Raw genomic sequence first — 16,052 nt, forward strand, 5'->3', positions numbered from 1 at the left:
TCACGTCAGTCGAGACAGCCTGCATCCTAAAGGGAGCGCCACGCACGGCGTTCGTCGGACTGGATGCCGTTGCGCCAATTGACTCAGCAGCCGAGCATTGGATCACTGGCGCGCCGGTTGAAGTCTGGGGCGCGGCGCTTCTCAAAGTGGGTGATCGGAATTGGTCGAGCCTCAAAGGCGGCCGTCGCGGCGTGGTAGAGGCTGTGACAGTGCGTAATCTCTGCGCTCACGGCATTCCCGTCTATAATCAGAAGGCGATTAACCGACTGGCCTCAGCTTCCACTCCATCGCAGAAGCTTCCGGCGCTCGGCGAGCCGATTGTCATGGATCGAGCCACCTTTACGCGCCGCGTCGCCAACCTGCGCGGATTCGCGCGGTCGATTGCGGACGGCGTGGCCAATCTGCCGGACGCTCCATGATTTATAAGACTGCGGTCTAGATCGTTCGGGAAGTTCGCGTCAGAGCTTGCCCACATCCAGTTTTCCCGCCCGGAAATCGACCCATACCGCTTCGCCCGCCTTCCAGCTGTTCTCGATTAGCGATCGTTGAGCGTCAGGGTCGCCCTGTTTGCTGAAGAGTTCGTTGAACGCCAATGCCACGCTGTTGAGATACGTGGACAGCGAAACCAGGAGCCATCCGGTCGCAGCAGACGGCGGGCGGTCGCGAAGATACATGTCGGCGATCGCCTTCTGATTGGTGACGAGCCGGTCCAACTCCAACCACTCGGCTTGCCCGGCGGTGCCGTTATCGACAAACTGATGCGTCTCCCGCAGAACCTCCAGTGTATCGATTGAGAGCCGCGTCCAATCACCAACGGCCGCCGCTTGACGGCCAGCCTCCTGCTCAGCTGCCCGACGTGCGCTGCCGCGATCAATCCAGACGGCCGCGAGGATGGCAGCAATCGATCCAACGGCCTGGATCCACGCGGCTGTTGCCGGGTGCTGAATAAACGCCCCGACATCGCCATTCGGTCGAAAGACGGCGCACAGCCAAATGATGATGAGGATTGTGGCAACAGCAACGCCGGTCAGGATAGGTTTCATAGTCTAGCAGGGTGCCACGGCAGAACAGACGCGCCAACAGGGGTTCGATCTTCGGCCGGTGACGCCTCTGATGTCTGCTCTTCGACAAGGCGGTAATTCCCGCTGCTGGCGCGTTTCGCGCTTAAGCTGCCCAGCCTACGACGACGGAATAGTTCTCAGCATCATCCACAGCGGCGCGCCATTCTCCCTCTAAAGTAGTCCACGACTTTTCTCCGGCCGGCGCCCCTCGAGACACGCCCGACACAAAATCGTCGTCGGGTTCTTGATTGCGCAAAGCCTATGTGACGTTATCTCGTAACAAGTCACTTCCTCCCCAGGCTGAGAGTTTTTCCATGCGTCCCTCAAGCGTCTCGCGATCCCTGCTCATGGCGGCCGCAGGCTCCACGATTCTGGCAGGCGCCGCCGCCGCGCAGTCCGCTCCGCAAGCCCCGGCGGAGTTGGGCGATATCATCGTCACGGGCGCGCCCTATGGCATCAGCCAGCGGGCCTCGGTAATCGCGACGGACGTCCTGGACGAACAGACCCTGGCCACGGCGCCGGCGGCCTCGCTCGGCGATATGCTGAGCGGTCGTCCAGGTATCCGTTCGACCGACTTTGCGCCGGGCGCCAGCCGGCCCGTCATTCGCGGCCTCAGCGGCCCGCGCGTCCAGGTGCTGACCAACGGCATCGGTCTGATCGACGCGAGCTCTGTCTCGCCCGACCACGCCGTGGCCACCGATCCGGCCGAGGCCAATCGTATCGAGATCATTCGCGGGCCCGCGACGCTGGTCTATGGCGGCTCGGCCATCGGCGGCGTGGTCAATGTTCTGGACGATCGCATCCCCACCGAAATCCCCGAGGGCGGCGTGTCCGGCGTGGTCTCCACCCAGGCTTCCAGCGTCGATGACGGCCGCAGCGCCTTCGGACGCGTGACCGTCGGCGGTGGAAACTTCGCCTTCAAGGTCGATGGGGTGAAGCGCAAGACCGACGACTATGACATCCCCGCCCCGGCCATTTCCGCCAGGCGCGCCGCCGCCGAAGGCCTTGCGCGCGAGGACACCGGAACCCAGCCCAACAGCTATACCGACCTGGAAGCCTGGGGCGTCGGCGGTTCCTACATTGGCGACAAGGGCTTCGCTGGGGTCTCCTACAAGAACACCGACAGCGAATACGGCACGGTCGCCGAGGAATCGGTCTTCATCAAGCTGAACCAGAAGCGGTGGGACGCGCGCGGCGAATACCGTTTCGACAGCGGCCCCTTTTCGGCCCTGCGCGGCTCCTACGGCCATGCCGACTACACCCACACCGAGTTCGAGGCCGTGGGCGAACCGGGCACCATCTTCAACTCCGACGGCTGGGAAGGCCGTGCGGACCTCGTCCAGCGCGAACGCAACGGCTGGAACGGCGCCGTCGGGGTCCAGGCCCTGTCGCGTAACTTCGAAGCGATCGGCGAGGAGGCCTTCGTGCCCTCCGTCAAGATCGACGAACTGGGCCTCTATACAGTGCAGCGTCTGGACCTCGGCAACCATGGCTTCGAGGGCGGCCTGCGCTATGACCGGCGTGAACTCAGCGGCACGCCCATCGGCGGCGCCAGCGAAGTCACGCGCGAATTCGACAACTGGTCGGCGTCCGCCGCCGCCTTCATCCGCCCGACCACCGGCCTGTTCCTGGGCCTCAGCCTGGCCCACAACGAGCGCGCGCCCAGCGAGGTCGAACTGTTCGCCGATGGGGTCCACATCGCCACCGCCGCCTACGAGACCGGCGACCTGACGCTGAACTCCGAAAAGGTGACGACGCTGGAGGGCACCGCCCACTATGATCGCGGCCGGTTCACCGGCGATCTGCACGTCTATCACTCCTGGTATAACGGCTTCATCGACGAACGGCCGACGGGCGACCAGTTCTATTTCGAGGAAGAGGATGAGTTCTTCCCCATCTATCGGTTCGTCCAGACCGACGCGAAATTATATGGCTTCGAGCTGGAAGGCGCCTATGCGCTTTGGCAGGACGGCGATCGCAAACTGTCGCTGGAAGGCGCGGCCGACTATGTCCACGCCCAGACGGACTTCGGTCCTGCCGCGCGGATCCCGCCCTACTCCGTGACCGGACGTCTGGCTTGGACATCGACCAGGTTCGACGCCAGCGCCGAGGTTCGCCACGTCGGAGAACAGGACCGCGTCGCCAACGCGTTCGAACTGCCGACCGACGACTATACTTTGGTCAACGCCTCGGTCGCCGTCCGTCCCTTCGCCCAGCAGAACGTCACCCTGTTCGCCGAGGCGCGGAACCTGACGGACGAGGAAGCCCGCGAACACGTGTCCTTCCTCAAGGACATCGCCCCTCTGCCGGGGCGCAACCTTCGGGTCGGCGTCGCCTACCGCTTCTGACGAACATCGAGAGCCTTCGGCGCAGCCTTGGTTGCGCCGAAGGCTCACACGCGTCGGCGAACGCGAACCGCCTCCGTGCGTTGATCGCCCATGACCGACAAGAACCCCGCAAAGTCCCGATTGGCTACGAAGACCGGCCCGACAAGCCGACACGCGGCGCCTTTCGCATCACGGCCCTCGCCATAGCGGCCGCAGCCGTCGTCTTCCTGACGCTGATCGCGGTCGTCGTCATGCGAAGCGGCGGGATCTAGCGGCGCGCCAGCCGCCGGCAATTGGTTCAGACGCGGACTCACGCGGCTCACAGCCGGAGAGAAGCTCCGTCGAGGCGTTGAACCTCTAGACCGCCTTCAGGCTCGCTGATCAAGACGATGATCTCGGCGAAGGATCGGGCTTGATCGTCGTCCCTTGCAAAAATCACTTCCCGTTCCTCATGGCCTTCATCGCGAAAGATGAAGACGTAAGGCGTAAGCGTGGTGCGCCCAGCGGCGGTGCGAGACGAGCGCGACATGGAAGCTTTCGGTCAATCCGGCTGGAAGAAGCTGGCCTTGAAATACGCTAGCGCGCTATCAGCGCCCGGACCGGGGGGAAGCCGGCCTTTGCAAAGGCCTTCGACCTCGTCGTCGGCGGCAAAGCGACCGGCCGAGATTTCCCCCGTTCTAGCCCCGAAGGTGTCGCCGTTCGCGAGATGGTATTGAATGCCGCTGAAGACGGCTTCGCGCTTGGCGCAGTCAATGTCGAGGGCGCCAAGGCCGTATATCGGCAGTTGTCGCTCCGGCAGCATGGCGAGAACGAGATCCACCGACAACTTGTCGCCATGGCGACGCATCCCCAGCGCATCGACTGCGATTGCTATGCCATTGTTTCGGGCAAGTTCGCGCCAGTCGCCAGCATCGGCTTCGGCGGCGAACAGGCCCAGGATGATCGCTACGCCCCAGAAGATCGGCAGTCGCATGGTGATAGACATTTCAACCGTTCCATTGGTCCACGGCGACCAGATTGCCTCAGTCAGCCCGACCGCTCCTCGCGATAAACCGAAGACCGCTCGACCCTTGGGAATGAATTGAACGAGAGTTGACGACCTGTCGTCTGACGAATGCCGTCAGACGGGATCGCCCGCTGCAGCGTCGTCGTCGAAGAAGTCGAAGTATCGTCCCTCGATCTCGCCCCAGGTTTTCTGCCCTGAGGGTTCACTCGCTACGCCGCGCCATAGGCCGGTCTGGTAAGCGGACGGTATGAGGTCGCTGTAGACATCGACGCCCTGGCTCTCCAGCGCGTCGAACCACCGGTCTCGTTGCGACGGCGGCAATCGCACGCCACACCAAGGACAGAAGAAGAGCTGCTGTTTGGCGTCGCCGGCCTGTACCCAGTAGACGTCGAAGCGTACGTCGTAGCGGATGGAGCCCCAGTTGTTCTGGGGGTGCTGGGTCATATGGTCTGGGGCCGTTGCGGGAGAGTTCGCCGGCTCCGCCGCACCGTCTTCTGATCCACTCACAGCAGGGTCACGCAACGATCGCCACGCCGGCGGGCCTGGTCCAGTTCGCTGGGGTCGTCATAGCGTTCGGCGAAGGCCACGCGTCTGTCGGCTTCGTCGGCGGCGGACAGGGGTGGAGACGCCTGGGCGTATCGGGCCTTCACGTCCTCAAGAAGCCCGCGCAAAGACGCGGTCATATCCTGGCGCCCCGCGCCGCTGGATGCGATCTCGCGGGTCAGCGCGACTTCGCATTCGAGCCAGGTCTCGGCGGTCGGCGCGATAATGGGCGACCAGGCCACATCGCCCTGATCCTCAAGCGCGCCAGCCGCAGCATTCCAGGTGAAGAACCGCGTCGGGCATCCAGGCTGGGTCTGGCACAAAACCTCATCACGCAGTCCAAATCGCGCCGGTCCGCCTGCGCGCAGTTCGACGACATAGGCCGGTTGTTCGACCGTCAGCGCGGTTCGCCAGCCGCTGTCGAGGCTGGCGATGACCGTGACGCCCATCGCCGGCATCGGAAAGGCGTCGTCTGTCGCAGAGTGACATCCGATGTATCTCGAGCCGATAATCCAGTCCCGCCTGCCGTCGCCGTTCAGATCGGGGCTGCTGACGGCCGGATATTCTCCGCTGTCGATCAGTCCACCGGCGGCGTGGCAGACGGCTTCGCGCCGATCGATTTCGGTCTGGACCTCGGCGGGATGGGGTTCGGGTTCGACGGGTTGAAACAATGGCCCCACGAGATAGCCCACCCCTTCGCGATTGACGGCTTCTTCGAGACGGCCCATCGCCTCATTCCACACGAACCGGCGCAGACACGGCTCGGAGCCGGTGGCGTCGCAGTTGGCCCCGTGGATGTCGATATCGAGTATCGCCGGCGCGCCGGGCGTAATCCGCCAGTCCAGCACAGCTTCGCTGAAGACGAGGACATGGCCGCCCTCTCGCGCGACCCACAGTTCGTGGGTGCATCCGCCCGTGCCGCACCAACCGAAGTCACCGGTCTTCTCATAGTCGATCACCCAATCGTCGCCCGATGGGCTGATCGAGACCTGCGACGCGAGGCTTTCCGGCGTGATCGCGGGCCGGGACCCATCGTCCATGGCGTCCAGGGAGCGTTGAACCGCCTCGGACACATCCCGCGGCAACGTCGCACCTGCCGTCGTGAAGAGGGCGACCGCCAGAGCCGCCGCAACCCGCCCTGCCTGCGTGAGATGGCTCGCGATCGACACGACTATTTCCCCCGCCCGGACGCGTTCGCGACCTCGGCGACGCCTTCGGTCGGGGCGCGCCCGACCACATAGTTGCCGGCCCGCACCGCGTTCATCGCCTCGACGGCTTCGGCATCGCCGGCTTCCGCGGCGCGGTTCCACCAATAGATGGCGTCCTCTTCACGCTCGGGCACGCCAAGGCCCTCGTTGTAAAGGTCGCCCAACAGCATCTGTGATTTGGCGTCGCCCTTGACGGCGGCCCGGCGAACAATGGCGGCGCCGGCGGCTGCGTCCTTCGGATAGCCCTTTCCCTGAACCAGGCTGAGGCCGTAGTTGCGCATGGAATCGGCGTCGCCGCCCTCGGCGCCGAGCTTCAGGAGCCGATAGCCTTCGGTCTCCGAGCCACCTCCTCTGCCGGTCAGATACAGGCCTGCCAGCAGCCCTTGGGAGCCTGGCTCGTCCTGCGCGGCGGCGGCGGAGAGATAATGCACCGCCTGGCTGTCATCCTGCGCAACGGTGTAGCCCATGGCGTAGAGGCTGCCGAGCAAAGCCTGGGCGGTCATTTCACCGGCGTCGGCGGCGGTCTTCAGCAGCGGCAAGGCCGCTTCGGGCTGTTCGGACCAGATGCTGAAAGCGTACTGCGCCTGACCGAAACTGTTGCCGGCGTCCGAAGCCGCCTTCAACCAACGCTGGCCTTCCGCCGCATCGATCTCGCCGCCGATGCCCTGGCGCAGGAAGAAGCCGTAGTTGGCCTGGCTCTGCGCATGGCCCGCGCGCGCCGCCTGTCCGAACAGGCGCCGCGCGGCCGCGTCGTCGCGCGGGACGCCTTCGAAACCGGTATAGTAGATGCGCGCCAGGTTATAGGCTGCGCCGCCGTCTCCGTTGCGGGCGGCGTCGCCAAGCCGGGCCAGCATCTGCGGCGTGCTTTCCTGGACCCAGAACGTCAGGGTGTAACTATCCACGACGCTCTGTGGGCCGGTATTGGCCGAACCGCCGCCGCTTGCCCATCCCGGCGTGCTGGATGAGGGGCCGCCGCTGCCGGCGGATATTCCCGAGTTGGGGCCTTGTCGCGACGCATTGGCCGCATTCTGCTGTTGCGCCAGGCTACGATCCGCGCTGGCCTGATCAGCCCTCGCCGCTTCTTGACGCATCGACGCCATCTGCCGCTGGCGGTTCGCCTCGTCCGTTTGGGGATCCGCCGCCGCCGCGCCGACGCCGAGCGCCAGAGCCAGTCCCAAAGCCACCCCGATCCGCATCACCTTCATTTCCCATCCCTCCAAGGTTGGAGACAGGATGGACGGATGGACGAATGGCGTCGTCTGACGAATGCCGTCAGCGTCCGGGAAGACGAACGGCGCCGTCGCCCAGCACGCTGAACGCCGCCCATTGGGCGGGGTGGGCGAAACTGGGATCGGATCGGTCGTTCATCATTTCGAGCGAGGCGCGCTGCAAGGCGTCGGCGACCGCTGCACGATTCCTTTGCGCCAAGGTCACGGTGCGGACCGACAGACGCTCGGCGACATCGTCCCGTATCCGCCAGTTGGAAACCAGCAGCGACCGCGCGCCCGCATAGAAGAAGGCGCGCGACAGACTGTTTACACCCAGGGCCTGGGGGTCGTCCTGGGCGGTGTTGCACGCGCTGAGGATGACCAGATCGGCCTTCAAATGCAGCTGAGCCGCCTCGCTGGCGGTCAGGACGCCGTCGTCATCGCCTTGGGGCTGCGCGGGCGGCGTGAACACCAGAGCCGGTTCCAAGCTCGGGTCGTCGGCGTCCTTCACGGGCAAGGCGTGTATGGCGAAGGCCACGACGGAGACGTTCGAAAGCGGCGCGGACTTCACGGCGGCTTCGGTGGCTTCCGCGCCCAGCTTCAGGCTGCGACCCCCGCTGCGCATGGCGCGCGACAGGGCGCGAAGCTCCCGCCCCGCGCCAGGCAAAGGGGCCAGCGCCTTGGCCGTCGATCCGACGGGATAGGCGTCAGTCTCTGCATCGCCGAACCCCGCGAAGCCGCGACTGTCGCCGGTGTTGGTGCGCTGCACGGCCCTCAGGCTGGTGACCGTTGGCAACAGGGCGAAGGCGTAACTGCGCTGCAGCCAAGCGGTAGCCCGGAGCGCTGAGGGGTCGCTATCGTCGCCGGTTGGCAGAGCGGTGACCAGCACGCCGGGCGGAACGGCTCGCAGCGGCCCATCCACCACCAGATAGAGCGTGTGGACTTGGGACAGGCTTTCGACCACCGGCGCCCAGAGCGCTTGGTAAAGCCGGTAAGCGGCCGCGCGATCAAACCCTGCGCCAGAGCGGACAGGGCGCGCGGCATCCACCGCGCCCCGGCCGCCGACGCCGGACAAACCCGCCTGGAGGCGCGCAGCCTCGTCTGCGACTTCGCTGGCGGTCAGGTCGGAGCGGCGCCAGACGGCGCTGTCCGCCGTCACGGCCCAGACATAGGTCGCGCGATCGGTCGGCAGAATGACGACCAATCCTTCGCCCGGCTTCAGCAGCGTCTGGACCTGGGTGATGGACAGGGGCGTCGGATCCGTCAGGTCGCCAAAGGCCGGATAGACGCGGTCCAGACGGTCGCGCGACGCCTGCGCCGCCTCGGTCGCCCGGTCGAGATCGGCGGCGACGCCACGGGCGCGTTCCGCCGCAGGCGCACCCTGCGCGCGCAAGGTCGCCAGGACCGTCTCGAGCGCGCGACGCGTCTGTTCCGCCGCCCGGTGCGCTTCGAAGGCTTCCCTCAAACCCGGATCGTTCGCCGCGATACGGGCGGCGCCTTCGGCCAGCGCCAGCCCCGCGCCCGGCGCGGTGGCCAGCTGCGCGTCTTCGAAGGCGACCTCCAGCGGGGATCGGTCCTGAGAAACGGCGGGACACGCCCACGCCAGGCCGAACAAGGCGGTCAAAACCAGTCGTTTCACGATTGTCCCTCGTTCCCGACGCCGATCATGCTTGACATTACAGCGTGTGGCGAGCGCCATTATCGCAATGGCCACGGGGACCGGCGCGATGTTTCAATTGATCAGCCTGTTGCTCTTCGCCCCCCAGTCGGCGCCGGCTGCGGCGACCGAGCCGCGCGACGCGATCCTCGCCGACATTCAGGCCGCGACCGTGGCGCGCGAAAGCGGCCGGCTGGACGATGCTTTCGTGGCGGTTGACCGCGCCATTGCGGCGGCACGCGCGATCCGGCCCGCCGATCCGATCCTGCTGTCCGACGCTCTGGTCGCCCGCTGCGATGCGAGGTCCAACCAGTCCGAGCCCGACATTTCCGACTGTCACGAAGCGCTGGCGCTACGCGAGGCGGCTCTGGATGCGAACGACCCCAGACTACACAATTTGCGCATCCAGATCGCCGTCAACACCATCATGACGGGCAAGCCCATCGAGGCCCAAGCGGTCATCGAAAAGGCTTTGGCGGGCCTTCGCCAATCGCCCGATACGCCGGCGATGCGCACGGACGTCGGCATGGGGATCGCCGTTCTGGGCATGGCGCAGCAGGCGCAGGATCGACGTCGCGACGCTGAAGCGAGCTATCGGTCGGCTATCACGACGCTAGCCTCGGCTGACGAGACCGGACAGCGTTACCGCCCGCTGGTCTATAACTACCTCAACATCCTCCTGCTGAATGAAGGGCGGCTGATTGAGTCGCTCGAAGAGGCCGAGACCTCTGTGGACATCCAGCGCGCATCGGCACCTGCAGGCGATCCAACCCTGATCGGCGCGCTGCGAGCCTTGGCGGCGGCCCAGCAGCGCACCGGGCGGTTGGCAGACGCTGAACGGTCCCTGCGTGAGCAACTGGCGCTGCTCGACGCGCAGCAGTCGCCCCAGCCTTCCCTCAGGGGCAATGCGCTGGCAGGCTTGGGGTCGCTCTACATCGACATGGGCCGCCCCGAACTGGCCAGGCCGTTGCTGGAGCACGCGGTTGAAACCTATGCGCAGGGGGCCGCCGCCGGGCGTCGCACCGCCACCACCGCCCAAGGGATGCTGGCCGACCTCGACGTTCAGGCGGGGCGGCCGGCTGCGGCGGTCGCCCGTCTCGAAGGCGCCCTCGATGACCTGGGGCTAGAGGTTTCCGGTCAGCAAGGCCGTGCGGCGCTGCTGGCCCAACTGGCCAAGGCGCGCGAAGACAATGGCGACGAGACTCTCGCCGTGCAGCGCGCGCAGGAGGCGCTGGACATCTATGCCCGGATCGCGCCTCAGGCCCCTGCGATTTCAGGGCCGTTGCTGATCCAGGCGCGTGCGGATGTGCGTGAGGGGCGGCTCGATCAGGCACTCACCAAACTCGACACCGCCGTCGCTGTCGCGCAGGCTCGTCCCCCTTCGGCGCCGACGCGGATCGCGGCGGAGACCGCACGGGTCGATCTGGGTTTGGCGCAGGCGGGTCCGCTGGATGCGGATCTGTCGGCGATGGCGACCGATGCGGGAAACGGAGCGCGCGCTCTGATCCTGGCCTCTGCGAGGGCCGGCATTCCGAGCCAAGGCCTTTCCACCATCACGCGGCAGGCCTTCGTCAATCGGATCGAGACGGCGTGGCGACAGGACGCCGCCACGCCTTAAGACCTCAACGGTAGCGGTATTCGCTGATGCTGCAGACGTTGATGCGTTCGCGGACCAGCACGTCGCCATCGGCGAAGACGGCCTTGAAGTCGAAATAGCATTCGCCGGTGCCGTCATCGATGTTGATACGCACCGAGCGACCGGGGCGCAGCACGTCGTTGCCCAGGATGTCTTCTTCCCAATCGTCGGCGTCCACGCTGGAAGCGTAGAACTGCGTCATGGTCACACGCGTATCGTTGATGATGCGGACGCGGCGATCGGCGCCCGCGCCGGCCGAGGCCGGCGCGGCGACGCCCAAGGTCAGGGTCGCCATCGCAGCGGTCAGGCCGATGGCGCGGATAAAGCTCTTACGATTGATCATGACGGTTCCTCTCCACGGACGTCGACGCGACGTCGTTGACGATAGAGTGGCTCAGACCGTCGTCCGGCCCCACTTACCGTCGCCGTAAGACAGCCGGGACATTCTGACATTCGCCGTCATGGGAGGACGACGACGGGAAAGGCGACGGCAATGGCCGCCTGGCCCGGGGGCGGCCCGGAGACGCCGCCGCGATGCGGCCGTCCATCCAAGGCGTCGACCAACCAGCCGGCCAGAGAACCGGGCTCGGCGGCGGTTTCGCCTCTGTCGCCGGAACGGCTGGACAAAGCGGCGAGATATCGCAGATCGGCCGGAAAACGCGTCGCTGCGGGGATCGCGAGGATGGCGAGACGCTCTATGACCGCGTTCCGCTCCGAGACGATCCGCAAGGCGGCGCTCCGCCTCTCCCCCGGCGCTAGACGCACCGTGTCCGACGGATGCAGGCTGGGGCCGACAACGCTTCCGTCCGCAGACAGATAGAGCACGTTCACGTCCAAGGTCGCGCGGCCCGTATTGACCATCTCGACATATAACCTGTCACAGGCGCGCAATGCCGGCAGGGCCATAAGCGATACGATCCGCGCCGTGGCGGGCGGCGCCTGCGCATCGACCGCATCGCCGCACCGCCCTGCCGCGGGTCGATCAAGCCGCGTGACGATCGACAAGCTGTCGGGCGCCCAGCCTCCGCCCAGCGCAGCGATCGCCATCGCCACGCGGTCGGCCGGCGACTTCGGTTGACCGACGGGGGGTGGGATCCGCGCCGCGACCGCGTCTGCCGATCCCGCTTCCAGCACCGAACGCCCGAGGCCGGCCGAGGCGATCCGGCCATAGCCCAGAACCGCTTGATCTTCGTCTTCCAGCACGACCTGCTCATCGGTCGCCAAACCCTCCTCCAACCCGGCTGTGAGCAATGTCTGGGCGCCTCGGCGCACGATGGCGAAGCGCCTTTGTCGTCCGGCGACCACGTCGAGAACCGGGCCGTCCAGGTCGCCTTCGAACACCGGACGCGGGGCGTCCGGCCCCAGCCGGCCATCGGCGGACAGCAGACCCGCCGCCAGATCTCGCAGGCTGCGGGTGCGACCGGCGTCGAGGCTTCGTATCAGGGCGTTTGAAAAGGCCGAGCCCTTGTCGGTCGCCAAAGCCAAGCCGTCGTCGCCTGCGGCGTAGAAGCCGACGAACGCTCCCGCCGGACCCCGCGATGACGACAGATTGCCAAACCCTGGCTCCTGCCGGATGAGCACGTTCGGTCCGCGTCTGACCGGGCCGCCCCGCGAAACGGTTTTCACCTGGCCGTTTTGCGCCCCGCGTCCTCTCGTCACCCCCGCCGCATAGCAGGCGTCCACCACCAGCCAGACATCGGCACCCCGTCGGCGCAACCGCGAGACAGCGGCCGCGATTTCACGGTCCGCGATCACGCCGCCGGCCGGGCGACCACCGGCGTCCAAAGCGGCGTCGGAGGCCAGCCAGACCTCCTCCAATCCGTCCGTCTCTTGCGCTCCAGCAGTCGCCAGCCGCTGACCGCCATGCCCCGAGAAGTAAATCAGCACCCGGTCGTCGGGCTTCACCTCTCGCTCCAGAGCCGCCAACTGCTCGAGAATGGCGGCGCGGCTAGCCCCGGCCGGGCTGTCCTGATCCGAGATGGTCTTGATGGCCGCCTCGGAAAGGCCCGCCTCCTGCAGCGATCGGCTCAGGCGCGTCACATCCTGGTCGGGCGCGGCGAGGCGGAAGTCGGACGGCAGACCGCGATATCGCCCGATCCCGATCAACAGAGCCCGGCTCTCGGCGCTCGCGACGCCTGCCCAAAGTCCCACGCCAAGCGCGAGCCATAGCCCGACCGCGGCTCGGGCCCTAGTTGGTGCCATAGGCGTAACGATTTGCGGCGGCGCCGAGATTGCGGACCTCGACCTCATAGTCTCCGGGCTCGCGCGCCGTCCAGGCGCACAGCTTGACGTCGCCCGGACCGGCCGCCTGACAGACAAGGCCCTTGCCGGCCTTGACCGTCACCGCCAGCGGCGCGTCCCCGTCTCCTTCGACATAGACGACCGCGGGCCGACCTGGCGCGAACCGCTCGCGAAAGACATGCGCCTGCCCCGCTGGCAGCCGCGCCAGCGACATCAACGGGCCGCCCGTCCTGCCCTTGTATTCCATGGCCCGGATCGACGTGATGAAGGCGAGGATCTGCGCGTCACCTTCGGCCAGCACTTCCGCTTCGTTCAGCCAAACCTCCGCGACCTGAGGCCATGCTCCTTCATCGGTCGAATCCCTCTCCCCGTCCCGCAGAGCGGGTTCGGCCGGTTCCGGCTGAGCCGTGCGTACGGGCGCGGGCGTAGAGAGACGCAGCCTCGCCGCCGTCGCCAACAGCCAAGGATCGCCGCGCTCCCTTCCGAGACGCGCCAGACGCGCCGACAACTCCAAGGTCTCAAACGGCGCCGCCGCCGTCTCCGTGGCGGCGTCCATTTGAAGGGCTGGCGCGGACAGCGATTGGGCTGCCGTCGCCTCGACGGTCAGACCGGACGCCAGGATACCGAGGCAAAGCATTCGAACGAGCATTGTTCTTCTTGCCTCATACTCGGCGACCATCGCAACTTACGAGCCTTGTCAGCCCCGCCCGGCCGCGCCGCAGCCTAGGATGGGCGCCGAAGGAGGCCGCCATGCGCATACTGTTGCTGGAAGACGATGGCGACGCCGCCGATCGCGTGCGCTCCGCGCTGGCCGATGTCCCTGATCTGGACCTGGTGTCACAAGCCACCGTCGCCGCCGCCGTGAAGACGGCGGGCGCCAAACCGTTCGACGTCCTGATCCTCGACCGCATGGTGGAAGACGGAGACGGACTGGAAGGTCTAGCGCAACTGCGCGCCCTGGGCGTCCGCACGCCCGCTCTCGTCCTGTCCAACCTCGGCGCGACCCGGCATCGCGTGGAGGGGCTGGACGCCGGCGCCGACGACTATTTGGTCAAACCGTTCGAGGGCGAGGAACTGGTCGCGCGTCTGCGCGCCATGCTGCGGCGCGGCTCGACACGCGGCCATCCCGAGGTCTTTCTGCTCGGCGAACTGGAAGTCCGGGTCAAGGCGCGCACCGCCCACTGGCGCAACCGCCACCTCGACCTGTCGCCAAAGGAGTTCGACATCCTCGCCTTCCTGGCCGCCAATCACGATCTGGTGGTCTCGCGCCAGATGCTGTGGGACGCCTGCTGGCCCGAGTATCGGATACCGCCGCAGATCAACGTCATCGACGTGAACCTGTCGCGGCTGCGCGCCAAGATCCAGGCCGTCGCGGGCGCGCCGCTGATCGAGACCGTGCGCGGCCAGGGCTTCATGCTGTCGGACGGCGCAACGGCGTGAAGGGTGGGCGCAGAACCCAGCCTAGCCCCAGGCGCGCCTCGTCTGTCGCACGCCTGTCGCTTGCTTACGCCGTCGTCTTCATCCTCATTTCGGGCCTGTTCTTCACGGGGGCCATGCATCTGGTCGCCCAGAAAAACCGCGAACGCCTCCAATCCCTGGTCTTCACCGACAGCCGCGACCTGAAGACCAAGATTGACGAGGCGCCGCCGGCGCTCCGCCTCGACATCGCCCGCGCCATCGTCGGCGCCCGGATCGCCCAGGGCAAGGATCGCGTCCAGTATGCGCTTGTCGCGCCCAGCGGGGACTGGTTTGGGAACCTATCAGCCTCCAGCGTAAGGTTGGCGCGAGATGGTCAGATGGTCCTGGCCACGCGTGGGTGGTTGTCGGTCGCGGCGATCGACCGGGTCGATCTCGGTCAAGGCGCCTATATCCTGCTTGGTCGAACTCAGGACGAAGCGGGACTGGAGCGTGACGTCATGGCCGTCGGCCTGCTGGCGCTCGCGTTGGCCGGCCTCGTCGCCTTCGTCATCGGCCCCATCGCCAGCCTGCGCCTGGTCCGCCGCGTCGAAGCCGTCAACCAGGCCTGCGAAGACTTCGGGGCGGGCGACCTGACCGCCCGCGCGCCCGGCGCCGCTGCGTCGGACGAGTTCGGCGCCCTGGCCCGGTCAGTGAGCGCCATGTTCGAGCGGATCGACGCCCTAGTGGGCGGCCTGCGAGAGGTCTCCAACCGGGCGGCGCACGACCTGCGCACGCCCATCGCACGTTTGCGCTCAGACCTCGACACAATCCGAACCGCCGCCACCCTCGACCAGGCGCGCAAGGCGGCCGAGGCCGCGATCGCCGAGACGAACGCCATACTGGAGACATTCGACGCGCTGCTCGACCTCGCGGAGATCGAGGCGGGATCGACCGTCGTCCTGTCGCCCGTCGATCTGTCGGTCATCGCGCAACAGGCGGCCGACCTCTATCGACCTGTCGCCGAGGACGCCGGGATCGCACTCACGCTGGACCTCCAGCCAGCCCATGTCGCCGGCGAGCAGGCCCTGCTGATCCGCGTCGTCGCCAACCTGCTCGACAACGCCATCAAATACTGCCCCCGCGGCTCAACGGTGCGGATCGCCGTTGAGCCCGTCGAAGGCGGAGTCGAGCTCTCGGTCGCGGACGATGGTCCCGGCGTTCCCGCATCCACGCGAAGCGAAATGCTCAGACCGCACACGCGCGGCGCCATGGCGTATGCCCCAGGTCTCGGCCTGGGGCTGGCCTTGGTGTCGGCCGTCGCCGCACGGCATGCCGCCGAGCTTCGACTTGAAGACGGACCACACGATCGAGGACTCCGCGTCGTCCTCACCTTTGCTCAGAGTGATCCCGTCGCCTGATCATTGGTCGCAAGGACGTCACGTGCCGGCAGGTGAGTCGCGGTTCCTCGCCAAAATCTCAACCGTCTCCAATCTCGCCTGTCGCGACTTCAACTGCCATGGAGGCTTCGAGAGGCTGGATTGAATAGTTAGAGACGCGAATGGCGGACTTCTCGTATGCACGCTTGGAGGCGCAAACAGACATCGTTACTGCCGTTCGGTCCCCGATAACGACCGAAAGAGAGCGTGCTGCTGGAATGCACTGGCCCCATCAAGTGACGTGGAAGTGGGCCGCTCGAAAGATTAGCTTTCTGGCTTCCCGACAGCAGAAAGCCCCACGGCTTTTGGCGGCGGGGCTTTTTGGTGTTTT

Annotated in this window: 15 protein-coding genes; 5 read left to right on the top strand and 10 right to left on the bottom strand. The window is 66.5% G+C overall.

All coding sequences use genetic code 11. From position 1 onward, the window contains the following. Nucleotides 1-419 (top strand): hypothetical protein (locus tag BVE01S_RS17080; RefSeq protein WP_169802137.1); only part of this gene is annotated, 419 nt, incomplete at its 5' end. Nucleotides 420-458: 39 nt separating this feature from the next. Here the strand turns inward: BVE01S_RS17080 and BVE01S_RS16035 are convergent. Then, complete coding sequence (locus tag BVE01S_RS16035; protein WP_066629768.1) at nt 459-1,043, bottom strand: hypothetical protein; 585 nt, start codon at nt 1,041-1,043, stop codon at nt 459-461. Nucleotides 1,044-1,375: 332 nt separating this feature from the next. Between BVE01S_RS16035 and BVE01S_RS16040 the strand changes: the two genes are divergently transcribed. Next, nucleotides 1,376-3,409, top strand: a complete 2,034-nt coding sequence (locus tag BVE01S_RS16040) for a TonB-dependent receptor (protein WP_066629770.1) — start codon at nt 1,376-1,378, stop codon at nt 3,407-3,409. 298 nt (nt 3,410-3,707) lie between these two features. Here BVE01S_RS16040 and BVE01S_RS16045 read toward each other — a convergent pair whose 3' ends face one another. The 6 genes from BVE01S_RS16045 to BVE01S_RS16070 all read right to left on the bottom strand — a co-directional run bounded on the left by BVE01S_RS16045 (nt 3,708) and on the right by BVE01S_RS16070 (nt 8,992). Continuing rightward, a complete protein-coding gene (locus BVE01S_RS16045; RefSeq protein WP_066629772.1) occupies nt 3,708-3,917 on the bottom strand; it encodes a hypothetical protein in 210 nt (69 codons plus the stop codon). A 12-nt stretch (nt 3,918-3,929) separates the two neighbouring features. Then, the gene (locus tag BVE01S_RS16050; RefSeq protein WP_146112025.1) at nt 3,930-4,361 is read right to left on the bottom strand and encodes a hypothetical protein; all 432 of its coding nucleotides are present in this window, start codon (nt 4,359-4,361) and stop codon (nt 3,930-3,932) included. A gap of 147 nt (nt 4,362-4,508) precedes the next feature. Then, a complete protein-coding gene (locus BVE01S_RS16055) occupies nt 4,509-4,838 on the bottom strand; it encodes a DUF6980 family protein (RefSeq protein ID WP_066629776.1) in 330 nt (109 codons plus the stop codon). Between the two features lie 59 nt (nt 4,839-4,897). Continuing rightward, on the bottom strand, nt 4,898-6,106 hold the full coding sequence (locus tag BVE01S_RS16060; RefSeq protein WP_066629778.1) for a hypothetical protein: 1,209 nt from the start codon (nt 6,104-6,106) through the stop codon (nt 4,898-4,900). 2 nt (nt 6,107-6,108) lie between these two features. Then, nucleotides 6,109-7,350, bottom strand: coding sequence for an SEL1-like repeat protein (locus BVE01S_RS16065; protein ID WP_066629780.1), 1,242 nt, complete (start codon nt 7,348-7,350; stop codon nt 6,109-6,111). A 67-nt stretch (nt 7,351-7,417) separates the two neighbouring features. Beyond that, nucleotides 7,418-8,992 (bottom strand): CHAT domain-containing protein, encoded by a 1,575-nt coding sequence (locus BVE01S_RS16070; RefSeq protein WP_066629783.1) that lies wholly within the window; start codon nt 8,990-8,992, stop codon nt 7,418-7,420. A gap of 88 nt (nt 8,993-9,080) precedes the next feature. On the opposite strand from BVE01S_RS16070, the gene BVE01S_RS16075 reads away from it, so the two are divergent. Beyond that, nucleotides 9,081-10,628 (top strand): tetratricopeptide repeat protein, encoded by a 1,548-nt coding sequence (locus BVE01S_RS16075; RefSeq protein WP_157076497.1) that lies wholly within the window; start codon nt 9,081-9,083, stop codon nt 10,626-10,628. Nucleotides 10,629-10,632: 4 nt separating this feature from the next. Here BVE01S_RS16075 and BVE01S_RS16080 read toward each other — a convergent pair whose 3' ends face one another. The 3 genes from BVE01S_RS16080 to BVE01S_RS16090 all read right to left on the bottom strand — a co-directional run bounded on the left by BVE01S_RS16080 (nt 10,633) and on the right by BVE01S_RS16090 (nt 13,524). Further along, nucleotides 10,633-10,989 carry a hypothetical protein gene (locus tag BVE01S_RS16080; RefSeq protein ID WP_240612036.1) on the bottom strand — a complete coding sequence of 119 codons (357 nt, stop codon included), beginning with the start codon at nt 10,987-10,989 and terminating at the stop codon, nt 10,633-10,635. Between the two features lie 116 nt (nt 10,990-11,105). Beyond that, on the bottom strand, nt 11,106-12,797 hold the full coding sequence (locus BVE01S_RS16085; protein WP_167544802.1) for a caspase family protein: 1,692 nt from the start codon (nt 12,795-12,797) through the stop codon (nt 11,106-11,108). 37 nt (nt 12,798-12,834) lie between these two features. Further along, on the bottom strand, nt 12,835-13,524 hold the full coding sequence (locus BVE01S_RS16090) for a hypothetical protein (RefSeq protein ID WP_066629789.1): 690 nt from the start codon (nt 13,522-13,524) through the stop codon (nt 12,835-12,837). A 113-nt stretch (nt 13,525-13,637) separates the two neighbouring features. Between BVE01S_RS16090 and BVE01S_RS16095 the strand changes: the two genes are divergently transcribed. Further along, a complete protein-coding gene (locus BVE01S_RS16095) occupies nt 13,638-14,327 on the top strand; it encodes a response regulator transcription factor (protein ID WP_066629792.1) in 690 nt (229 codons plus the stop codon). After that, a complete protein-coding gene (locus BVE01S_RS16100; RefSeq protein WP_157076498.1) occupies nt 14,324-15,703 on the top strand; it encodes a sensor histidine kinase in 1,380 nt (459 codons plus the stop codon). Before BVE01S_RS16095 ends, BVE01S_RS16100 begins: the two co-directional genes overlap by 4 nt. The last annotated feature ends 349 nt before the right edge of the window (nt 15,704-16,052 follow it).

It is taken from the genome of Brevundimonas vesicularis NBRC 12165 (assembly GCF_001592205.1).
GTDB lineage: Bacteria > Pseudomonadota > Alphaproteobacteria > Caulobacterales > Caulobacteraceae > Brevundimonas > Brevundimonas vesicularis.

Coding starts and splice junctions, on each gene's coding strand:
- BVE01S_RS16035 (WP_066629768.1), bottom strand. CDS start 1,043: ATGAAACCTATCCTGACCGGCGTTGCTGTTGCCACAATCCTCATCATC.
- BVE01S_RS16040 (WP_066629770.1), top strand. CDS start 1,376: ATGCGTCCCTCAAGCGTCTCGCGATCCCTGCTCATGGCGGCCGCAGGC.
- BVE01S_RS16045 (WP_066629772.1), bottom strand. CDS start 3,917: ATGTCGCGCTCGTCTCGCACCGCCGCTGGGCGCACCACGCTTACGCCT.
- BVE01S_RS16050 (WP_146112025.1), bottom strand. CDS start 4,361: ATGCGACTGCCGATCTTCTGGGGCGTAGCGATCATCCTGGGCCTGTTC.
- BVE01S_RS16055 (WP_066629776.1), bottom strand. CDS start 4,838: ATGACCCAGCACCCCCAGAACAACTGGGGCTCCATCCGCTACGACGTA.
- BVE01S_RS16065 (WP_066629780.1), bottom strand. CDS start 7,350: ATGAAGGTGATGCGGATCGGGGTGGCTTTGGGACTGGCTCTGGCGCTC.
- BVE01S_RS16075 (WP_157076497.1), top strand. CDS start 9,081: ATGTTTCAATTGATCAGCCTGTTGCTCTTCGCCCCCCAGTCGGCGCCG.
- BVE01S_RS16080 (WP_240612036.1), bottom strand. CDS start 10,989: ATGATCAATCGTAAGAGCTTTATCCGCGCCATCGGCCTGACCGCTGCG.
- BVE01S_RS16090 (WP_066629789.1), bottom strand. CDS start 13,524: ATGCTTTGCCTCGGTATCCTGGCGTCCGGTCTGACCGTCGAGGCGACG.
- BVE01S_RS16095 (WP_066629792.1), top strand. CDS start 13,638: ATGCGCATACTGTTGCTGGAAGACGATGGCGACGCCGCCGATCGCGTG.